Source organism: Acinetobacter lactucae (assembly GCF_001605885.1).
Lineage (GTDB): Bacteria > Pseudomonadota > Gammaproteobacteria > Pseudomonadales > Moraxellaceae > Acinetobacter > Acinetobacter lactucae.
Genome location: NZ_LRPE01000015.1, coordinates 23,878 through 44,532 on the forward strand (window position 1 = coordinate 23,878; position 20,655 = coordinate 44,532).

At 38.8% G+C, this 20,655-nt stretch carries 19 protein-coding genes; 11 read left to right on the forward strand and 8 right to left on the reverse strand.

Features of this window, described 5'->3' with window-relative positions; all coding sequences use genetic code 11:
• Positions 1-48: 48 nt before the first annotated feature.
• The 3 genes from guaD (at position 49) to AWW73_RS08375 (ending at position 2,540) form a co-directional block, all read left to right on the forward strand.
• Positions 49-1,374: a guanine deaminase gene (gene guaD / locus AWW73_RS08365; RefSeq protein WP_062849385.1), complete on the forward strand. Its 1,326-nt coding sequence runs from the start codon at positions 49-51 to the stop codon at positions 1,372-1,374.
• Positions 1,375-1,588: 214 nt separating this feature from the next.
• Complete coding sequence (gene hpt / locus AWW73_RS08370; RefSeq protein WP_002115408.1) at positions 1,589-2,116, forward strand: hypoxanthine phosphoribosyltransferase; 528 nt, start codon at positions 1,589-1,591, stop codon at positions 2,114-2,116.
• Positions 2,117-2,288: 172 nt separating this feature from the next.
• Entirely contained in the window at positions 2,289-2,540 is a 252-nt protein-coding gene (locus AWW73_RS08375; RefSeq protein WP_016139726.1) for a GlsB/YeaQ/YmgE family stress response membrane protein, read from the forward strand.
• 50 nt (positions 2,541-2,590) lie between these two features.
• On the opposite strand, the gene AWW73_RS08380 is transcribed toward AWW73_RS08375, so the two are convergent.
• Complete coding sequence (locus AWW73_RS08380; RefSeq protein WP_062849386.1) at positions 2,591-3,289, reverse strand: DsbC family protein; 699 nt, start codon at positions 3,287-3,289, stop codon at positions 2,591-2,593.
• A 94-nt stretch (positions 3,290-3,383) separates the two neighbouring features.
• Positions 3,384-4,379 carry a CDF family Co(II)/Ni(II) efflux transporter DmeF gene (dmeF, locus tag AWW73_RS08385; protein WP_081409553.1) on the reverse strand — a complete coding sequence of 332 codons (996 nt, stop codon included), beginning with the start codon at positions 4,377-4,379 and terminating at the stop codon, positions 3,384-3,386.
• Positions 4,380-4,421: 42 nt separating this feature from the next.
• Here dmeF and AWW73_RS08390 point away from each other — a divergent pair, with 42 nt between their 5' ends.
• Complete coding sequence (locus AWW73_RS08390; protein WP_062849388.1) at positions 4,422-4,685, forward strand: metal/formaldehyde-sensitive transcriptional repressor; 264 nt, start codon at positions 4,422-4,424, stop codon at positions 4,683-4,685.
• Between the two features lie 47 nt (positions 4,686-4,732).
• Here the strand turns inward: AWW73_RS08390 and mnmE are convergent, their stop codons facing one another.
• The 5 genes from mnmE to rpmH form a co-directional block, all read right to left on the reverse strand.
• Positions 4,733-6,088, reverse strand: coding sequence for a tRNA uridine-5-carboxymethylaminomethyl(34) synthesis GTPase MnmE (mnmE, locus tag AWW73_RS08395; RefSeq protein ID WP_062849389.1), 1,356 nt, complete (start codon positions 6,086-6,088; stop codon positions 4,733-4,735).
• Positions 6,089-6,178: 90 nt separating this feature from the next.
• Positions 6,179-7,939, reverse strand: a complete 1,761-nt coding sequence (gene yidC / locus AWW73_RS08400) for a membrane protein insertase YidC (RefSeq protein ID WP_031949360.1) — start codon at positions 7,937-7,939, stop codon at positions 6,179-6,181.
• Positions 7,940-7,944: 5 nt separating this feature from the next.
• A complete protein-coding gene (gene yidD / locus AWW73_RS08405; protein WP_003656027.1) occupies positions 7,945-8,265 on the reverse strand; it encodes a membrane protein insertion efficiency factor YidD in 321 nt (106 codons plus the stop codon).
• Positions 8,266-8,275: 10 nt separating this feature from the next.
• Positions 8,276-8,668 (reverse strand): ribonuclease P protein component, encoded by a 393-nt coding sequence (gene rnpA, locus AWW73_RS08410; RefSeq protein WP_005063921.1) that lies wholly within the window; start codon positions 8,666-8,668, stop codon positions 8,276-8,278.
• Positions 8,669-8,697: 29 nt separating this feature from the next.
• Positions 8,698-8,832, reverse strand: coding sequence for a 50S ribosomal protein L34 (gene rpmH, locus AWW73_RS08415; RefSeq protein ID WP_000831329.1), 135 nt, complete (start codon positions 8,830-8,832; stop codon positions 8,698-8,700).
• Between the two features lie 681 nt (positions 8,833-9,513).
• On the opposite strand from rpmH, the gene dnaA reads away from it, so the two are divergent.
• The 6 genes from dnaA to AWW73_RS08445 all read left to right on the forward strand — a co-directional run bounded on the left by dnaA (position 9,514) and on the right by AWW73_RS08445 (position 17,263).
• Entirely contained in the window at positions 9,514-10,920 is a 1,407-nt protein-coding gene (gene dnaA / locus AWW73_RS08420) for a chromosomal replication initiator protein DnaA (RefSeq protein ID WP_031949361.1), read from the forward strand.
• Between the two features lie 97 nt (positions 10,921-11,017).
• On the forward strand, positions 11,018-12,166 hold the full coding sequence (gene dnaN / locus AWW73_RS08425; RefSeq protein ID WP_002115478.1) for a DNA polymerase III subunit beta: 1,149 nt from the start codon (positions 11,018-11,020) through the stop codon (positions 12,164-12,166).
• Between the two features lie 14 nt (positions 12,167-12,180).
• Positions 12,181-13,263, forward strand: a complete 1,083-nt coding sequence (recF, locus tag AWW73_RS08430; protein ID WP_062849390.1) for a DNA replication/repair protein RecF — start codon at positions 12,181-12,183, stop codon at positions 13,261-13,263.
• A gap of 52 nt (positions 13,264-13,315) precedes the next feature.
• Positions 13,316-15,784 carry a DNA topoisomerase (ATP-hydrolyzing) subunit B gene (gyrB, locus tag AWW73_RS08435; RefSeq protein ID WP_016142635.1) on the forward strand — a complete coding sequence of 823 codons (2,469 nt, stop codon included), beginning with the start codon at positions 13,316-13,318 and terminating at the stop codon, positions 15,782-15,784.
• 35 nt (positions 15,785-15,819) lie between these two features.
• Entirely contained in the window at positions 15,820-16,212 is a 393-nt protein-coding gene (gene cybC / locus AWW73_RS08440) for a cytochrome b562 (RefSeq protein WP_061875009.1), read from the forward strand.
• Between the two features lie 124 nt (positions 16,213-16,336).
• On the forward strand, positions 16,337-17,263 hold the full coding sequence (locus tag AWW73_RS08445; protein ID WP_062849391.1) for a TolB-like translocation protein: 927 nt from the start codon (positions 16,337-16,339) through the stop codon (positions 17,261-17,263).
• Positions 17,264-17,313: 50 nt separating this feature from the next.
• Here AWW73_RS08445 and AWW73_RS08450 read toward each other — a convergent pair whose 3' ends face one another.
• Positions 17,314-19,242, reverse strand: a complete 1,929-nt coding sequence (locus AWW73_RS08450; RefSeq protein ID WP_062849392.1) for an ATP-binding cassette domain-containing protein — start codon at positions 19,240-19,242, stop codon at positions 17,314-17,316.
• A 253-nt stretch (positions 19,243-19,495) separates the two neighbouring features.
• Between AWW73_RS08450 and AWW73_RS08455 the strand changes: the two genes are divergently transcribed.
• Positions 19,496-20,500: a putative solute-binding protein gene (locus AWW73_RS08455; protein WP_062849393.1), complete on the forward strand. Its 1,005-nt coding sequence runs from the start codon at positions 19,496-19,498 to the stop codon at positions 20,498-20,500.
• Positions 20,501-20,655: the final 155 nt, after the last annotated feature.

A 20,655-nucleotide genomic window follows, 5' to 3' on the forward strand; every position in this document is an offset into this window, starting at 1 on the left:
TAACTGGGGTACAATCAACCGAAAAAAGTGAAAATATATAGGCTTTCCATGTCATTGATTGCAAATACCACCGTTGTGCGTGGTCGTTTTTTAGATATTCAACAAACTGTCTCTGAGCCAACTGATATTCCAAATCAAGTGCGTTATTTAGAAGATGGTGTATTGATTAGTGAACATGGAAAAATCAAATGGTTTGGTGCATGGGCAGACGCTCAACAGCATCTACCGGCTGGAGTTGAGGTTCAACATTACCCAGAACAATTGATTGTACCTGGCTTTATTGATACCCATATTCACTTCCCACAAACTGAAATGGTTGGAGCATACGGCGAACAGCTTTTAAGCTGGCTTAATACTTATACATTCCCAACTGAAATCCAGTTTCAGGACAAAGCATATGCAAGTGAAATTGCCCAGTTCTTTGTTCAAGAACTCTTAAAACATGGTACAACCACAGCACTGGTTTTCTGTACAGTCCATCCGGAATCTGTTGATGCCTTATTTGAAGCCGCAGAACACGTTCAGATGCGTTTAATTGCCGGTAAGGTACTCATGGACCGGCATGCACCTGAAGCGCTGTGTGACACACCAGAAACGTCTTACAGCGACACCAAAGCACTTATTGAAAAATGGCATGGTAAAGGCCGTGCTCTGTATGCGATTACGCCACGTTTTGCACCGACTTCTACACCTGAGCAATTAGAAAGAGCAGGGCAGTTAAAACAAGAATTTCCGGATGTATATGTACATACCCACTTAAGTGAAAACAAAGATGAAATTGCTTGGGTGAAATCTTTATTTCCTGAACAAGCTGGCTATTTAGATGTTTATCAACATTATGGCCTGACTGGTAAGCGTTCCGTTTTTGCGCATTGCGTTCACTTAGAAGATGAAGAATGGCAATGCATGCATAATACGCAGTCTGCTATCGCATTTTGCCCAACTTCAAACTTGTTCTTAGGCAGTGGTTTATTCCCATTGAAAAAAACATGGGAAAAACAAGTAAAAGTGGGCTTGGGTACAGATATCGGTGCTGGTACATCATTTAGTTTATTGCAAACTGTTAACGAGGCTTATAAGGTACAGCAGTTACAAGGCGATAAACTTTCAGCTTATGAAGCGTTCTATCATGCAACTTTAGGTGGAGCAAAAGCGCTTGATTTGCAAGATCAGTTAGGCAACTTCAACGTCGGTAAAGAAGCAGACTTTGTGGTACTGAATCTCAAGCCAACAGCATTACAGGAACTTCGCCAGTCTAAATCCAAATCTGTTGAAGATTCACTGTTTGCATTATTCACTTTAGGTGATGACCGTAATATTGAAGCGACTTATATTTATGGAAACCGTGCTTATCAAAAAGAAACAGCCAAATAAAAAAGGCATTGTTAAGTTTTTGTTATTATTTGGAATATGTGCTCTTGCGTTAAAGCGTGATAGACATAGTCCGCAAAATGATGAAATTTCACAGTCATCAAAGGGTGCATGAAACGTCATTTTGCTTTAAAATTTTACCATTAACTCAGATTTTCGAGGTGTTGCAGGTCAACACCTTTTTTATTTTTTCTTTTATATCTTGTAGGAATCTGCCATGACTGTTGCAATGAGCATCATGATTTCAACCGAAGAAATTCAAGCAAAAGTCAAAGAGCTCGGCGAGCAAATTAACGCTCACTATGCAAATAGTGATAAAGAATTAGTCCTTATTGGATTACTTCGTGGTTCTGTTATTTTCATGGCAGACTTGTGCCGTACAATTACCAAACCGCATGAACTCGACTTCATGACAGTGTCTAGCTACGGCGGCGGTACGACTTCAAGTCGAGATGTTAAAATCTTAAAAGATCTTGACGGTGAAATTCGCGGTAAAGATGTATTGGTTGTTGAAGACATTATCGACTCAGGCAATACCTTAAGCAAAGTAGTTGAAATGTTGCAAACTCGTGAGCCAAATTCGATTCAACTTTGCACATTAGTGAGTAAACCATCTCGCCGTGAAATTGATCTTGAAGTGAAATTTTTAGGTTTTGAAGTAGAAGACAGATTCATTGTGGGCTATGGCCTAGACTACGACCAAAAATATCGCCACTTACCTTTTATTGGTGAAATTGGTTTATAAATTTCATAAAAATAGCACCGCAAGGTGCTATTTTTTTATATAAAACCTGAGCTTTGAACAAAAAAGACACAAAAAGTCGCAATCTGCTACAGACAAAATAGACAGCTCTACCGCACGATAGAATATGAAGCAAAATCATTAACTTCATCAAAAAAACAACTGGAGAACAAATATGTGGTCACTTATTGTTGCTATTGTGGTTGGTTTCTTTGCTGGTTTAATCGCTCGTGCTTTACATCCAGGGGACGATAAAGCAGGTTTCATCGTAACTACCTTGATTGGTATTGCTGGTTCACTTTTAGCCACTTATGGCGGTCGTTTACTTGGACTTTACGGCGAAAACTCAGCTGCAGGCTTTATCGCATCCGTGATTGGTGCCGTCGTTATTCTTTTTATCTACAACTTGATTGCACGAAAAAGTTAATTACTTTTAGGCAATCAAAAAGCACCTAATGGTGCTTTTTTTAATTTATTTTAAAGGCCTAACTCTTTCCACACTGCCTGAATTTCTTCAGCAGAACGGGCTCCAACCAGTTTAAAACCATTTGCAAAAATTAAGGTCGGAGTGCCATTAAAACCCAGTTTTTTTCCTAATTCCAAATTACGATCAATTGGGTTTGCACAGCTCGTAACTGTTGGTTTAACGCCTTGTTGAATCAGTTTTTTCCATGAGTAAGATTGATTTGGTGCACACCAAACTTGTCTAGAAACCACAATAGACTGAGGTTTTAAAGGATAGATAAACGTGTAAATAGTCACATCTTTAAGCTTGTCTAGTTCAGGTTCAAGCTGCTTACAATAAGGACAATTTGGATCAGAAAATACTGCTAAAATATGCTGACCATTACCTTTGACTGTTTTAATTGCATCTTTTAGAGGTAGCTGTTTCCAATCAATTGAGTTCTGTCCTAAAACTAAATCTTTGGTTAAGTTCTTCTGGTCTTTTAACCGAATCATAGAGCCTATAAACATATGTTGTCCATCTTCACCAACATAAATGATTTGCTGATCAAGATTAGCGCTATATAGCCCAGGCATTTCAGTTTTCTGAATATTGCTAATTTTCAAATTAGGATATTGTTTTTTAATATTTTCCCTAACAGTATCCACATTAGCGAAACTCACACTTGCAGTTAAACTAAATAGTGCCAATATTCCTAATTTTTTAAGCATAAAACCGACTCATAGGTAGGAGAGGAACTATTTTAATCAGTTCAGCTTTTTAAAACAGAACTGATTACCGAGTTATAACCAAACTGCCACTCATTTATGCCAATGTTTCACGTGGAACATAAATAGGTTTTAGAGTATTAATTTCTACCGATATATGCACAATTTCATCATGAATGGATAAAGCATGGCGAATTTGGTCTGCAGTTAAAGAAATATCATCAGTTTCGAGTGCCAAAATACAAGAAAACTTACCTTTCGCGACCTTCCAAACATGAATATCTGTAATTTCAATATGTTTAGGAAATTCAGCAATGACTTCACGAATTTCTTCAACCACAGGATGATCCATTTCAGCATCTAAGAGAGTTTTTCCTGTCTCTTTCATTAAGCCGAGAGACCATTTTGCAACCAAAATAGCACCTAAAATTCCTAAAAGTGCATCTAAAAAATCCCATCCGAAATATTTACCTGCGAAAAGTGCAATAATTGCGAAAACAGAAGTCACAGCATCTGCAACCACATGTAAAAAAGCAGCTTTTTGATTTAAATCATGGTGATGATGCCCATGATCATGATCATGATCATGATGGTGATGGTGATGGTGATGGTGATGGTGATGGTGTCCATCATCGTGAAGTAACCATGCGCAAATCAAATTAATGATCAAACCCAAAATCGCAATCGGAATAGCTTCATTATAAAAAATTTCAACTGGATTAAATAAACGTTGTATCGATTGAAGCGCCATAAAAATGGCGACCACCATCAACAAAATTGCACTGCTATAACCCGCTAAAATCTCGATTTTCCAAGTTCCAAAACTAAACCGGCGATCTTTTGAATAATGACGAGCCGCACGATAAGCAAAATAGGCTAAACCGAGAGCCAACATATGTGAACTCATATGCCAACCATCAGCCAGAAGTGCCATTGAATTGAAAAACCATCCACCCAATATTTCTAGCACCATCATGGATGCAGTTAAAATTGTTGCAATCAAAATACGTTTTTGTGCAAGTGGATTTCCTTCATCAAACTGATGTTGATGATGACGTGATACACTATGATCCTGCATAAAATTTAAACCCAATATACTCCCTACCAGTATATTAAATTATACAAGAGAACACAGATGAGTCACGTCGGTCAGGATAAAAAAATAGTTAATCGTGTAAAACGACTAAAAGGACAAATTAATAGTATTGAGCATGCTGTGGAACAGCCAGATATTTCATGTATAGAAATACTTCAACAAGTTGCTGCAATTAAAGGGGCGATAAATGGTCTAATGAGTGAATTGATGGAACAGCACTTACATCATCATGTGCTCAAAGAAGCAAAAGTCGATCAGAATGAGTTAGATGAGTTTTTAAAGGTTCTAAAAAGATACGGTTAACGAGTGACTGAATGACGCAGCTAAGTGCATCATTCAGAATTTTGTAATTATTTTCCAATACAGAATGAACCAAAAATCTTGCCTAATAGGTCATCGGCACTAAAGTCACCAGTAATTTCCCCTAAAGCATTTTGGGCAAGACGTAGAGACTCAGCAACCAGTTCACCTGCGTTAAACACAACAAGTTGCTCGCGTGCTTCTAAAAGATAGAGCTGTGTGCGCTTCATTGCGTCTAAATGGCGTGTTCTTGCAATAAAGGTGTCTTCCTCAGGGTGGAAGCCTGCATGCGCTGTAATCGCATCTACGAGGCCTTGTACGCCCATTTCTTGTTTTGCAGAAACGGTTATATGACGGAACCCTTGAAAATCGCTTATTTCAGCTAATTGACCAGTTAAATCGCATTTATTACCAATTAACATTAAACGACGCGGTTCAATGTGCTCAGCAAAATATTCTTGAGCAAGTTTTAAGGGGTCATCACCTTGATTTAAATCATAAACCAGCAATAACAAATCAGCCTGCTCAATTTCTTTGATTGCTCTACGAATCCCTTCTTTTTCAACGATGTCACCTGTCTCACGAAGGCCGGCTGTGTCTGTTAAAGTGATTGGTAGACCATTTAAGCTAATTTTTTCATGCAATACATCACGGGTTGTACCGGCAATATCCGTCACAATTGCACGCTCAACACCTGCAAGCGCATTTAACAGGCTTGATTTACCCGCATTTGGTTTACCTGCAATAACAACTTGTAAACCTTCACGTAATAATTGCCCTTGTCGTGCAGAGGTTTGAACTGCATGTACCGACTGCTGAACATCTTCAAGTAAAGCTAAAATTTTGCCATCTGCCAAAAAATCGATTTCTTCTTCAGGAAAATCAATTGCAGCTTCAACATGCAAGCGTAAATGAATCAGTTTTTCTAAAACGGTATTAATTTTTGTTGAAAAAGCGCCTTGTAAAGAACGAACTGCAGAGCGTGCCGCAGCTTGCGAAGTCGCATCAATCAGATCTGCAATTGCTTCTGCTTGTACCAAATCCATCTTGCCATTTTCAAAAGCTCGCATGGAAAATTCACCGGCTTTTGCAGCAATTGCACCAAGCTCAAATAAGCGTCCAAGCAAGGCATTTTGAATGACCGGACCGCCGTGACCTTGTAGCTCTACAACATCTTCACCTGTAAACGAGTGTGGATTAGGAAAGCAAAGAACAATCCCTTCATCCATAATGTTGCTATCAGCATCATAAAACTTACGAAAACCCGCCATACGTGCTTCAGGCAAGTTTTTTTGTGTCAGGTTTTGAGCAATTTCATAAGCCTTAGGTCCAGATAGGCGAATCACGCCCACACCACCACGCCCAGGTGGCGTTGCAATTGCAGCAATCGTGGTTTGACTTTGCATATTATTCACCTAAAAACCTAAAATCCAGCCAAAGAAAAATCCGCCTAAGATTACCATCTTAAGCGGATTTATTCAGCAAAAGTTCAACGATTAAGAAGCCGATTCAGTCTTACTGATACGACTTTTCTCAACACTCTTATTAATAAACGATTGCTGTAAAATAGTAATACTGTTGTTCACAATCCAGTACAGCACGAGACCTGCCGGGAAGAACAACATAAATACAGTGAACATAATCGGCATAATGCGGAACACTTTTGCCTGCATTGGATCAGCTGGTTGCGGGTTCAACATCTGCTGAGCAAACATGGTAACACCCATGATTAACGGCAAGATGAACCAAGGATCCATCGCTGACAAGTCTTGAATCCAACCTAACCATGGTGCATGACGTAATTCCACACTTTCCATGAGTACCCAGTACAAAGCAAGGAAAATTGGCATTTGTAGCAACAATGGTAAACAGCCTGAAAGTGGATTTACTTGTTCACGCTTGTATAAAGCCATCATTTCTTGCGAGAAGCGCATACGGTCTTCACCGAACTCTTCTTTCATGCGTTGCATTTCTGGTGCAATCACACGCATTTTCGCCATAGAACGATAACTTTTTGAAGATAAAGGCCACAAAATCAATTTTACTAAAATCGTAAGTAAAATGATTGACCATCCCCAGTTACCCACAATGTTATGGAAGAATTGAAGACCTAAGAACAGTAACTTAGCAATCGGCCATAACCAACCATAATCAACAGTCTGATTTAAACCAACAGCTAAATCTTTTAATTCAGATTGTACTTTCGGACCTGAATAAAGTTTTGCATCCACTTCCATTGAAGTGCCTGCCGGAACATTAATCACTGGTGAAGTAAAACCAATGATATTCATATGATCAGCAGATTGACGAGATTCAAGTTTAGCCACATAAGGCTGGCCATTGGCTTGAGTTAACTTAAGATTTCCAGGAATCCAAGCACTGACAAAATAATGCTGAACAATCGCAACCCATCCACCTTTCGCTTCAGTATTTACTTTTTCTTCTGAGAAATTAGCAAATTTAAGCTTATTGTAATGTGCATCAGGCGTTCCCCAAGCTCCACCTAAGAAAGTTCCTAGAGTGAAAATACCTTGAGAAGATTTACCAGGATCATCAGAATTATCACGCTTTAATTGTCCAAACATCTGACCTTGCCAGCTTTGTTGGCTACGGTTAATGACTTGATGTTTTACAACAATTGGATATTGACCTTGGGTGAAAGTAAAAGTCTTAATAATTTCAACGCCTTCAGGTGTTTTAAATACCATCGGAACGTTTAAAACTTTTCCAGTTTGACCCTTTTGATCCTGTACGCCTTTAGCATCAGCCAAAGTATATGATGTTTTTTCAACAGCATATAATGGACGACCACCACGACTACTATCTGGTCCATTCAAACCAATTAAGCCAGATTGAGCAACATATGTACGCTTGGCATCATTTTCAAGCATAACAAAAGGTTGATCGCTGTCTTTGCTTTTGTCGTGTGAGAGTAATTCAATACGAACAATATCACCACCTTTTGGATTGATCCAAATATGGTAAAGGTCAGTTTGTACTGAAATAAGCTGTTGATTCACAGGTGCAGTTGCATCTGTGGTTTGTGACTGCGCAATATTTGCTTGTGGCACATCGGAAGCCACTGTTGCATTTTTAGCATTTGGCAAATCAGCAGATACTTCATGCGAGCTTACAGCCGCCGCTTGTTGTTGCGGTGCAGTTGCAGCATTTCCATAATCTTTTTGCCAAGCCAAAATGAGCAAATATGCGGTGACAAACATGGCCCCGAGAATTGCAAACCTGGCCCATTGTTGCATATCTATTACCCCAAATGGTTAGAGAGATTTTGCTTCAGTAAACGATCACGAAAGGGTACAGCAACATGATGCGTTTGAGAATCTATTTGATGAAACGAAATAAAACGAATTGCTTTTGGCGGTACCGGATCATATCCAGATCCTCCCCACGGATGACAACGACAAATCCGTTTAGAAGATAACCAAACGCCTTTTATCGCACCATGAGTTTGCAATGCTTCTATCGCATATTGGGAACAAGTCGGGATATAACGACAACGGGGTCCAAGAAGCGGACTAATCGCAATTTGATACAGTCGAATCAACCAACGTAGAAAACGGACCATTGGCTATCTCTTAATTCTGCGAGGTTGTGCCAACTTTAGAATGTTTTTTTGCTAAGCGCTGTAATTTTTGCCAAGCAAAATCTAATTGTTGATATAGCTCAGCATTCGTAATCGTTTCTATACCAACTTTCGGCATCACCACAACATCTATGTCTGATCCAAAATTCGGCTGATGTAGACGAAAGCTCTCACGAGCAAGACGTTTTATTCGATTTCTTTCATGCGCACGGCGCACTTTTTTCTTAGCAACAACAATACCCAAACGGCTTTTAGGCTGTTCGGTTAATTTTGCAAGAAATAAAAAATGGGGTTGATGCACTTTAAAAAGCGCACCATCAAATACACTTTTATAATCTGCAGCACAGCGTATTCGCACGTCTGTGCTAAAACTGTAAAGTGTCATCACACCCAAGTCTGGTCAGCGTAACAGTATTAAACAGTTAAGCTATGACGACCTTTTGCACGACGACGAGCTAATACTTGACGACCAGCTTTAGTTGCCATACGAGCACGGAAACCATGAACGCGTTTACGCTTTAATTCAGATGGTTGGAAAGTACGTTTCATATTGAAACTCCCAAAAATGATCTTTCTATAAAGGTCCGCGATTTTATTGTGCAATGTTTACGCTGTCAATGAAAAACCAAGAAAGTTTTGTATTTAACCCAAATTTTTAATCTCTTTACTTCTTTTTATCCTTGCCATAATTCAGTGCAATATATAGCTTTAAAAGTTATACACAAAGTAATTGTCTATTTTTATTAGAACTTTTAATATATACACACCTTATATACATATTTATCAACAAAACCAGATATCATTTTGCTTTTGATTTGCTTCATTTGAATTTAAATTCATATTTTGCAGTTATCCACAAAAGATTATCCTCCTATTAAATAAATTCAAATTTAGAAATTTAAATTTATTCTTATTAGGGATAACTTTTTCTGTGGATTTCGCACTTTTAAATTTAAAAAACAAATATTTGAGTTGTTGATAACTCTGTTTTTACTATATTTATGGATTGTGGATAAGTTTATGTGTTAATTTATCCACAGGTTGTGCAAAAAGTTATACACAAGCCGTTTTGAATTTAAATTTATTCACAAGAGATTTCTTTTTAGGCAAAATCAAACGAAATCGTCATGACAGATGTGGATAACTTGGTTAGAATGGCGACCCCTTCTCATCAGGAAGGGTTAATCTTTAGATTATTTGAATTTAAAAACGCAGAAATAGGGGATACACATGCTTTGGACAGACTGCTTAACTCGCTTGCGACAAGAGCTATCTGATAACGTCTTTGCGATGTGGATTCGCCCATTAGTTGCTGAAGAAGTAGAAGGAATACTGCGTCTTTATGCACCTAACCCTTATTGGACGCGTTACATTCAAGAGAACCATTTAGAATTAATTTCTATATTGGCCGAACAGTTATCTGAGGGACGTGTGCGTCAGGTTGAGATTTTAGTTGATTCTCGTCCTGGCAGTATTTTGTCATCGAGTGAACAGCCAGCAACTACAACAGCTGCTTTACACAGTGCACCTCAACAAACTATTAAAGTAAAAAAAGAACTGGATTCAATTTCTAGTTCAACTACTAGTGGTGTTGTAAACACTAAAACACCGAAAAAGAAGCTATTAAATCCTCAATTTACTTTTTCTTTATTTGTTGAGGGCCGTTCAAACCAGATGGCTGCTGAAACATGTAGAAAAGTATTAACTCAATTAGGTGCCTCACAGCACAACCCATTATTTTTATATGGCCCGACAGGGTTGGGTAAGACTCACTTGATGCAAGCGGTTGGTAATGCTTTATTACAAGCCAAGCCTAATGCACGGGTGATGTATATGACCTCTGAGAGCTTCGTTCAGGATTTTGTAAGTTCTTTGCAAAAAGGCAAAGTTGAAGAATTTAAGAAAAATTGCCGTTCTTTAGATTTACTGTTGGTTGATGATATTCATCTCTTAGCTGGTAAAGAAGCAAGTTTGGTTGAATTCTTCTATACATTTAATGCTTTACTTGATGAATCTAAACAGATTATTTTAACTTCAGATCGTTATCCAAAAGAATTGACCGAGTTAGATCCGCGTTTGGTATCTCGCTTTTCTTGGGGACTTTCTGTAGGTGTTGAGCCACCAGATATTGAAACTCGTATCGAAATTCTATTGAAGAAAGCTGAAAATAGCGGCGTTGATTTACCTCGGAACTGTGCGTTATTTATTGCACAACAAGTGGTTGCCAATGTACGTGAACTTGAAGGTGCGCTCAATAAAGTTGTTGCAATTTCCCGTTTTAAAGGTGCGCCAATCGATCTTGATGTTGTCCGTGAGTCTTTAAAAGATGTATTGGCAATTCGTGCGCGTACAATTAGTGTAGAAAATATCCAACGTGTGGTCAGTGAATATTTCCGTATTCCTTTAAAAGAATTGGTTGGACCAAAACGGACACGAATCTATGCTCGACCGCGTCAGTTAGCAATGGGTCTTGCTCGTGAGTTGACGGGTGATAGTTTTCCTGAAATTGGAATGGCTTTTGGTGGGCGTGACCATAGTACGGTGATGCATGCTTGTGAAAAAGTTGTGAGTCTTCGAGAGGAAGATCCGATTTTTGACGAAGATTATAAAAATCTACTGCGTCTACTTCAGAGTTAATGAAATAATAAGACGTTGTTGCAAAGTCTACGTAAGTGCAGCATAGTACACAGCTAAAAAATGAAATATTTGCTCCAAGTTGCTAGAGGAATGAATCGTGCGTTTGAAAATCGCTAAAGAAAGCTTACTCAATGTTTTATCGCATGTTGTCGGTGCGGTAGAACGTCGTCATACATTGAATATTCTTTCAAACGTCAAAATTCAGACTAATGCTCAGGCACTCACCATTACTGGTTCTGATTTAGAAGTCGAGCTGGTTGCCAGTACTGTTTTAACAGAAGGGGCATGCATTGAAGCAGGTGAAACAACTGTTCCTGCTCGTAAGTTGATGGAAATTTGTAAATCATTGCCTACAGCTGCATTGATTGATTTACAAATTACTGAAGATCAAAGATGTATCTTAAAATCTGGTAATAGCCGTTTTGTATTAGGTACTTTACCGGCAGAAGATTATCCATTATTGACGACTGAAAATAGTCAAGGTACACAAGTACAGGTCACCCAACGTGAGTTAAAGCGTTTATTTGAAAAAACTGCTTTTGCGATGGCTGTACAGGATGTGCGTTTCTATTTAACTGGTACTTTATTAGAAATTGATGAAAATCAATTGCGTGCAGTAACAACAGATGGACACCGCTTAGCACTTTGTGAAATTACTGCCTCTTCTACATCATCTCAATTGGTTCAAGCAATTGTGCCTCGTAAAGCTGTGGGTGAATTGCAGCGTTTACTCAGTATTGAAGATGAACAATTAACGTTACTCATTGGCCGTGAATTGTTAAATGTAACGATTAATACACCAAGCCGTGACAAAGAGCAGGGCGATATCACTGTTCGTTTTACGACGAAATTGATTGATGGAAAATTCCCTGATTATCGTCGTGTAATTCCACGTGGTGGCGATAAACATGTGTTAATTAGCCATGATGTGTTTAAACAATCATTACAACGTGTCGCAATTTTGAGTAATGAGAAGTTACGTGGTGTTTTCTTGAATTTTAATCAAGACTCTTTACAACTGCGTGCAAATAACCCTGAACAAGACGAAGCGATTGAAGATTTAGCGATTCAGTATCAAAACATACCGCTTGAAATGTCATTTAATGCGCAATATTTACTAGATGTTTTAGGTGTGCTTGATGGTGATGATGTTAATATGAGCATGACTGAGGCAAACCAGTCTGTATTGGTTCAAGATCCGGCACATCCTGATCAAACCTATGTCGTTATGCCGATGCGTGTATAATCTGGCTATCTAATATGCATCTTACGCGTTTAAATATTGAACGTGTGCGTAATTTAAAAACGGTTGCACTCCAAGGGTTGCAACCGTTTAATGTATTTTATGGCGCTAACGGTTCAGGAAAAACTTCAATTCTGGAAGCAATCCATTTGCTTGCAACAGGGCGGTCATTCCGTACCCATATCCCCAAAAATTATATTCAATATTCTGCCGAAGATGCGATTGTCTTCGCCCAGTCTGCAACTGAAAAAATTGGCATGCAAAAGTTAGCCACTGGTGAGCAGTTGATGAAGGTCAATGGCGATACGGTGGCTACACAAGGGCAATTGGCTAAACTGCTGCCTTTGCAACATATTGATCCACAAAGTACAGATATTATTGACCATGGGGCGAAACCTCGGCGCCAGCTTTTAGATTGGTTGATGTTCCACGTGGAACCTGAGTTTTATTTTGCTTGGCAATATTATTCTCGTGCATTAAAACAGCGTAATACCTTACTTAAAACCAGACGGAATATTTCTTTAGCGGATTTAGAGCCGTGGAACAAAATGTTGAGTGATTATGGTGAAATTTTACACTCTCAACGTTTAAGTATTGTGGAACAATGGAATGTCTTTTTTCAAAATGATTTAAGGCAATTATTACCTGATCTGGAGATTGAACTGGAATATAGTCCAGGTTTTCATACAGAGCAGGGACTTATGCAAGACTTGCTGAATCAACACCAAAAAGACATCGAAAGACGCTATACCGAATATGGTCCACATCGTGCAGATTTGCGCTTAAAAACCCCGTTTGGACATGCTGATGTTGTTTTATCAAGAGGTCAGAAAAAACTACTGATTATTGCCTTAAAACTGTCACAAATTGCAATGTTGCATGCGAGTAATAAGGAAACTGTGGTATTATTAGATGATCTGACAGCAGAATTAGACTTAACCGCACAACAACGTTTAATTGAACGATTAAGCCAACTTGGTAGCCAGGTTTTTATGACAACTTTAGATCATGCATCGGTAAAAAAACACTTACATGATCTGTCTATTTCATATCAATTATTCAATGTTGAATCCGGTCAAGTTAGTCTTGCTTCACCATAATTTTTTGATGTTACCCATCTTTGAATAAACCTATATTTGCTAGGGAGAAACCATGAGTTCAGAGTCTCAATCAGCCTCTCAAACAGAACAAACCAATGAAAAGGCTTATGATTCCTCTAGTATTAAAGTATTACGTGGATTAGATGCAGTTCGTAAACGTCCGGGGATGTATATTGGGGATACAGACGACGGTACCGGTTTACACCATATGGTATTCGAGGTTGTCGATAACGCAATCGATGAAGCTTTAGCGGGACATTGTGATGAAATTATTGTCACTATTCACGAAGATGAATCAGTGAGTGTTTCTGATAATGGCCGTGGTATTCCAACCGATATCCACCCTGAAGAAGGGGTTTCTGCAGCAGAAGTAATTCTTACGATCTTGCACGCAGGCGGTAAGTTTGACGATAACAGCTATAAAGTTTCAGGTGGTTTGCACGGCGTAGGCGTTTCAGTTGTAAATGCGCTTTCAAGTAAATTGCATTTAATTATTAATCGCGCTGGCCAAGTGCACGAACAAGAGTATCACCACGGTGATCCTCAATATCCATTACGTGTGATTGGTGAAACGGATAAGAGTGGTACAACTGTACGTTTTTGGCCAAGTGAACTAACTTTTAGTCAAACTATTTTTAACGTTGAAATCCTAGCGCGTCGTTTACGAGAGCTTTCATTTTTAAACGCGGGTGTGCGTATTGTTTTACGTGATGAACGTATTAACCTTGAGCATGTATATGACTACGAAGGTGGTTTATCTGAGTTTGTAAAATATATTAACGAAGGTAAAACTCATCTAAACGAGATTTTCCATTTCACTGCAGATACCGAAAATGGTATTGGTGTAGAAGTTGCATTGCAGTGGAACGAAAGTTATCAAGAAAATGTGCGTTGCTTTACCAACAATATTCCTCAAAAAGATGGCGGTACGCATTTAGCTGGTTTCCGTGCGGCTTTAACACGTGGTCTGAACCAATATCTTGAAAATGAAAATATTCTCAAGAAAGAAAAAGTCAATGTGACAGGTGATGATGCTCGTGAAGGTTTAACGGCGATTATTTCGGTCAAAGTACCTGATCCGAAATTCTCATCTCAAACTAAAGAGAAACTGGTATCGAGTGAAGTAAAACCAGCGGTTGAGCAAGCAATGAACAAAGAGTTCTCTGCTTACTTACTTGAAAACCCACAAGCTGCAAAATCGATTGCCGGTAAAATTATTGATGCTGCACGTGCACGTGATGCTGCGCGTAAAGCTCGTGAAATGACGCGTCGTAAGAGTGCACTTGATATTGCTGGTTTACCAGGTAAATTGGCAGATTGTCAGGAAAAAGACCCAGCACTTTCTGAATTATATTTAGTCGAGGGTGACTCTGCGGGTGGTAGTGCTAAGCAAGGCCGTAACCGTAAGATGCAGGCTATTTTACCGTTGAAAGGTAAAATTCTGAACGTTGAACGTGCACGCTTTGACAAAATGATTTCAAGTCAGGAAGTGGGTACTTTAATCACTGCACTTGGCTGTGGTATTGGTCGTGAAGAATATAACCCTGATAAACTTCGTTATCATAAAATCATTATCATGACTGATGCTGACGTCGATGGTTCTCACATTCGTACCTTGTTGTTAACGTTCTTCTTCCGTCAAATGCCAGAATTGGTTGAGCGTGGTCATATTTATATTGCTCAGCCACCTTTGTATAAATTGAAAAAAGGTAAGCAAGAACAATACATCAAAGATAATGATGCATTAGAAACGTATCTCATCTCAAATGCGATTGATGAGTTATCTTTGCATACCAATGCTGAAGCACCTGCAATTACAGGTGAAGCTCTTGCAAAAGTGATTCAGGACTATCAAGTTTCACAAAAGAGCTTACAGCGTTTAACTTTACGTTATCCAGCGAGCTTACTGGATGCTTTACTTGAAGTAGAAGCATTCAAGAGCGATCAAAACCACGATGAAGCTTATGTACAACAATGGGCTGATCAGGTACGCGATATCATTACTAGATTACAGCCAAGCTTACGTCCGGAAATTTCACTAGAGGCATTTGAACGTGAAAATGCTCAAGGTGAAAAATCTGCGCATTATTGGCCGCGTATTACGGTGTATGTTCATAACCTGCCACACGCGTATTTGCTTGATGCAGCTTTATTGAATTCAGCTGAGTATGCACGTTTGTTGAAAAACTCGAAGAGTTGGTTCACTTTACTTGAAGATGGCGCTTATTTACAAAAAGGTGATCGCCGTATTCAAGTGGCTAACTTCCATCAAGTTTGGCAACACATTTTGCAAGATTCTCGTCGCGGTATGATGATCCAACGCTATAAAGGTCTTGGAGAGATGAATGCTGAACAGCTTTGGGAAACGACAATGGATCCTGAAAACCGTAATATGTTGCAGGTAACCATTGACGATGCGATTGAAGCAGATCGTATGTTCTCTTGCTTAATGGGTGATGACGTTGAACCACGTCGCGCATTCATTGAAGAGAATGCTTTAAATGCGGATATTGATGCTTAATTCATAACATGATTCTAAATCAGTCTAGGGAGAGAATGATGAGTCAGAAGTTATTAGCTAGCCTTTTAATTTCATGTGCGGTTTTAGGAAGTTCTGCTGTTTCGGCGGCAGACCTAGAAACGAATATGAAAACTTTAGCTAAGAGTACTAAAGCATTTGCTGAAGCAAAAGATACTGATAACGCGAAACAACAGCTTGTTGTAATGCGTGAAGCAGCTGTTTCTTCTAAGCAATATTTACCACATAAACTCGAAGGTTTGCCAAAAGAAAATGTAAAGGTAAAAGAGTATCAAGCCGGTTTAGATCAGCTTGTTGCCGAGATTGATAAAGTAACTGCTTTGGTTGAGCAAGGACAATTAGATCAAGCCAAAACTGAAGCAATCAATTTAGTCACAATACGAAATGAAAATCATAAAAAATTTAGATAATTGTTTATGATATTTAAAGAAAAGGCTTTGTTTAGTTTAAGACAAAGCCTTTTCTTTTATAAGAACTGAACTTTTAAACTGCCGTTTAAGTGGTAGTTTTTATTTATATCAAGAGAATATAATTTTGAAAAAAACTCACATACTCTTATGCATTGGGATCATTTTTTTTAATTGTTTATTTCAACTGCATGCTGCGATAGCCCCCACCTTTTACGGAAAATTAGTATTTCATCGTTATAGTGATTATGACGCATGGGACAGTAAGCTTTATTTGTATAACTTCACAACACAGCAGACTACATTACTGGGCACAAATTGGAAAATTGACCATATGATGAATGGCCATTTCTCTCCAGATGGAAAATGGTTAACTTTCATGGGAGTGAACTCTGGGCAGCATTATGGTGATGCATGGGATGTATATGTTTGGAAAGTCGGAAGCACTGAGTTACCCATTAACTTAACTCAGGGCAATAATAAGCGCGATGAAGATCCTAAATTCATAGATAACCAGCGTATTATTTTTAAACAAAATGGCGATCTAAAAATCGTCAAAATGACTGATCGGACGATGACTTCTGTCACGCAAAATGGTTGGGACATAGAAGAGTCGATGCCTTATCCAATGGTGAATACTACTCAAATCTTATATGCGAAAGGTGCTGGAAATAATTCTCGAATTTTCAGTATTGATCAGTCGGGTGCTTATGATACACAACTGACCAATATAGCTTCATATTATCCAATATGGTGGCAAGGAAGTCGGTTCTTATATGTACGCTGGTACAGTCCAACAAATCCTCATGACCAGATCTATATCTATGATATGGCTAATAAACAAACTATACGTTTACCATTTAACAGTATTAATTATGATACTTCCGATCCAGCTCCTTTAGATCAGCGCTACATGGTTGTATCTCTTGCAGGACAAACAGGCAGTCGAGGTGGTTACGATTTATATATTGCTGACAGTCTATCAAGCAATGTTTGGCCTTTACCGATCAATACCAATTTAAATGAATTAGGGGCTTTTTATACGCCTTACTAATCAATAAAAAAGCCGATTAAGAAATCGGCTTTTTTATTTTAGAAAATAGATTAATCAAAAGAAGCTTCCATTTCTTCCAATTCCATCATGAGTTCTAACAGCTGCTCTTCATATTGTTCAAGTTTAGCTTTCAACTCTGTCTGTTCATTCATAAGCTTAAGTAAATCATCCTTACGTGCAGCGTCATATAAAGAAGAATCAGCTAAGGATTCTTCAATTTTGGCAAGCTGCGGTTGTAGCTTTTCAATTTGAGACTCAACCTTTTCAATATTTTTACGAATAGGTCGAGTCTGTTCACGACGGCGAGCCGCTTCTTTACGCTGTGCTTCTTTATCAACTTTAGCTGGGGCAACAGTGGTAGAGGATGAGTTAGTCTGTGCTACTGCAGTCTGAGCATTGATTTGTTGCTGGCGTGCTTCACGTAGCCATTTTGCATAATCCTGTAAATCGCCTTCGAACTCAGTACATTTACCGCCATGTACTAAAAGAAGCTCGTCACAAACACTTGCAATGAGTTGGCGTTCATGGGAAACCAGAACAACTGCACCTTCAAAATCTTGTAATGCCATGCTCAGTGCATGACGCATATCAAGATCTAAATGGTTTGTCGGTTCATCGAGAATTAAAACATTTGGACGCTGCCATACAATGAGTGCTAGGGCTAAACGAGCGCGTTCTCCACCAGAAAAGCTTTCACATGGCGTATCCATGCGTTCACCACTAAAGCCAAAACTACCTAAGAACGAACGTAGGATGGCTTCACTAATTTGTTTATCTGCTATACGGGCAAGCTGTAGCATTGGACTAGCATTGCCATCTAAAGCATCCATTTGGTGCTGTGCAAAGTAACCAATGTTAAGCAGCTCGGAAGCTTTACGTTCACCTGCCAAGAGTGGTAAATCACCAACCAAACTTTTAATTAATGTTGATTTACCTGCGCCATTCATCCCAAGCAAACCAATACGTGAGTTTGGTGTAATTTGTAATCTGATTTTTTCGGCTATCTGTTTATCACCATAACCAATGCTGGCATTATCTAAAGTCAGCAAAGGAGAGCTCATTTTAGTCGGTTCACGGAAACTAAAAGTAAATGGCGTATCGATGTGAGCGGGTGCAAGTTGCTGCATGCGTTCAAGTTGTTTAATACGACTTTGTGCCTGACGAGCTTTAGTCGCTTTTGCTTTAAATCGGTCAATAAATTTTTGTAGATGAGCACGTGTTTCTTGCTGCTTCTCAAAAGCTTGCTGCTGCTGAGCAAGACGTTCACTACGCGTGGTTTCAAATGTAGAGTAGTTTCCGGTGTAAAGCGTGAGTTCTTGATTTTCAATATGAAGAATATGATCTGTAATCGCATCTAAAAAGTCGCGGTCATGCGAAATTAAGATGAGAGTACCTTCATAGGCTTTAAGCCAATCTTCTAACCACAAAATTGCATCCAAGTCTAAGTGGTTGGTTGGTTCGTCTAGTAATAGTAAATCTGAACGACTCATCAATGTACGCGCCAAATTTAAACGCATACGCCATCCACCTGAGAAACTCTCAACGTTTAAACGTAACTGATTTTCTAGAAAGCCAAGACCCGCCATGAGCTGAGCAGCTTTAGATGGAGCTGAATAACCATGAATTTCATCAAAGCGGCCATGCAATTTAGCCAGTTCAAAATCAGTCAGTTGATCGGGTTGAGCAAGCTTATTTTGAATATCCCAAAACTCTTCATCACCTGAAAGAACAAAATCAATTGCAGGCATATCTAGGGCTTTTACTTCTTGCGCCATATGCGCCACGGTCCAGCCTGTCGGACGAGTAAGTGAACCTTCATCTGCACCTAAACTGCCAAGTAATGCAGCAAATAAAGTCGATTTACCTGCACCATTTACCCCAGTTAGACCAATCTTCCAACCTGGGTGTAATTGCATAGACGCTTTTTGAAATAGAACACGTCCACCGCGGCGTAAAGAAACTTGGTCAAATTGAATCATCTTATTGTATCGAGGTGAGTTAGGGATGCTGTATTTTAAAGAGAACTGCCGATGAAAACAAAACTTTCCGGATTTTAGTGAGTAGGTATTAATAATTAGATATATCCAGACATTCTAAATTTCGCTATTCATCTGAAATTTTCAAAATATTGAACAAGATAGAACACATTTAGAAAAATGTGGCTAAAATAAAAACAGTTTAAAGTTTGGTTGATTAATAAGCCACTAATAAAACTAGACTAAGGAAAGTCAAATGAAAACAAGATTGGGGATAATTAGTGCAGTATTTTGCTGTGCTATGGGGGCAGCACATGCAGGACAAAATGTCTGCGTGTTTGATTTATTAGGAAAGTCAGGTGAATCCTATAAAATGATGGAAGAGTGGGCGCTTGAAGCGAAAGAATGGCAAGCAGATATCACTTTAATTCCATTTCAAGATGAAGGCTTAGTTGACCGTAGACTGCGTGAAGGTAAGTGTGACGCCGCTTATATGACTTCCATGCGGGCGCGAAATTACAATAAATTTGCAGGTTCAATTGATGCGATTGGTGGGGTAACCAGTAATGCAATTGCCCAAAAAGCAATCAGTTATGTTTTAGATAAACGTAATAAACACCGAATGGTGACAGCACAAAATGGAACCAATTACGAAGTTGTTGGCATTGTCCAGATTGGATTGGCCTATTTATTTGTGAGGGATAAAAACCTCAACTCAATTGAAAAAGTACGCGGTACTAAGTTTGCTATTTTACAATATGACGCAGCGCAGAAGATTATGGTGGAAAGTGTAGGTGCCCAGCCTATTCCTTCAGAAATTACCGATTTTGTGAAAAAGTTTAATAGTGGACAAGTCGATGCAATTGCTGCGCCAGCTTATGCTTATAAACCTTTAGAGATTGGTAAAGGCGTTGGAGTAAAAGGAGCAATGTTTACTTTCCCCGTGGTTAACGTTACGGGGGATTTAGTTGCCCGAAGTGATAAGTTCCCCACAGATTTTGGTATAAAGTCACGTGCTTGGTTTATACAAAAATTACCTCAGAACTTTGCCATGATAAAACGGCTGGAAATGGGCGTACCATCAAAAATTAAAATGAATTTTTCAGCAGAAGATAAAACCAAGTATCAAAAAATTTTACGCGAAGGCCGCCTCAGCTTAACAAAACAAGGTGTATACGATGCAACCATGATGAGTGTGCTTAAGCGTGCTCGCTGTACAGTTGAACGAACAAATTTTGAATGTACGCTTAATGGGGAGTAGTTTATTTTTTAAACACAAAAACGCTACATATATTTCAAAGCTGAATATGGGTATGAAAATTGTGAATATAAAAAATAACTTACGGAAAATTAGCAATTTTTCCTTTTAATAAATAATTTAAATCGAACAAACAATGGTTCAATGAGATAAAAATA

Excerpts from the sequence above, each read along its gene's own strand:
- guaD (WP_062849385.1), top strand. The coding sequence starts at position 49 with ATGTCATTGATTGCAAATACCACCGTTGTGCGTGGTCGTTTTTTAGAT.
- hpt (WP_002115408.1), top strand. The coding sequence starts at position 1,589 with ATGACTGTTGCAATGAGCATCATGATTTCAACCGAAGAAATTCAAGCA.
- AWW73_RS08375 (WP_016139726.1), top strand. The coding sequence starts at position 2,289 with ATGTGGTCACTTATTGTTGCTATTGTGGTTGGTTTCTTTGCTGGTTTA.
- AWW73_RS08380 (WP_062849386.1), bottom strand. The coding sequence starts at position 3,289 with ATGCTTAAAAAATTAGGAATATTGGCACTATTTAGTTTAACTGCAAGT.
- AWW73_RS08390 (WP_062849388.1), top strand. The coding sequence starts at position 4,422 with ATGAGTCACGTCGGTCAGGATAAAAAAATAGTTAATCGTGTAAAACGA.
- mnmE (WP_062849389.1), bottom strand. The coding sequence starts at position 6,088 with ATGCAAAGTCAAACCACGATTGCTGCAATTGCAACGCCACCTGGGCGT.
- yidC (WP_031949360.1), bottom strand. The coding sequence starts at position 7,939 with ATGCAACAATGGGCCAGGTTTGCAATTCTCGGGGCCATGTTTGTCACC.
- yidD (WP_003656027.1), bottom strand. The coding sequence starts at position 8,265 with ATGGTCCGTTTTCTACGTTGGTTGATTCGACTGTATCAAATTGCGATT.
- rnpA (WP_005063921.1), bottom strand. The coding sequence starts at position 8,668 with ATGACACTTTACAGTTTTAGCACAGACGTGCGAATACGCTGTGCTGCA.
- rpmH (WP_000831329.1), bottom strand. The coding sequence starts at position 8,832 with ATGAAACGTACTTTCCAACCATCTGAATTAAAGCGTAAACGCGTTCAT.
- dnaA (WP_031949361.1), top strand. The coding sequence starts at position 9,514 with ATGCTTTGGACAGACTGCTTAACTCGCTTGCGACAAGAGCTATCTGAT.
- recF (WP_062849390.1), top strand. The coding sequence starts at position 12,181 with ATGCATCTTACGCGTTTAAATATTGAACGTGTGCGTAATTTAAAAACG.
- gyrB (WP_016142635.1), top strand. The coding sequence starts at position 13,316 with ATGAGTTCAGAGTCTCAATCAGCCTCTCAAACAGAACAAACCAATGAA.
- cybC (WP_061875009.1), top strand. The coding sequence starts at position 15,820 with ATGATGAGTCAGAAGTTATTAGCTAGCCTTTTAATTTCATGTGCGGTT.
- AWW73_RS08450 (WP_062849392.1), bottom strand. The coding sequence starts at position 19,242 with ATGATTCAATTTGACCAAGTTTCTTTACGCCGCGGTGGACGTGTTCTA.
- AWW73_RS08455 (WP_062849393.1), top strand. The coding sequence starts at position 19,496 with ATGAAAACAAGATTGGGGATAATTAGTGCAGTATTTTGCTGTGCTATG.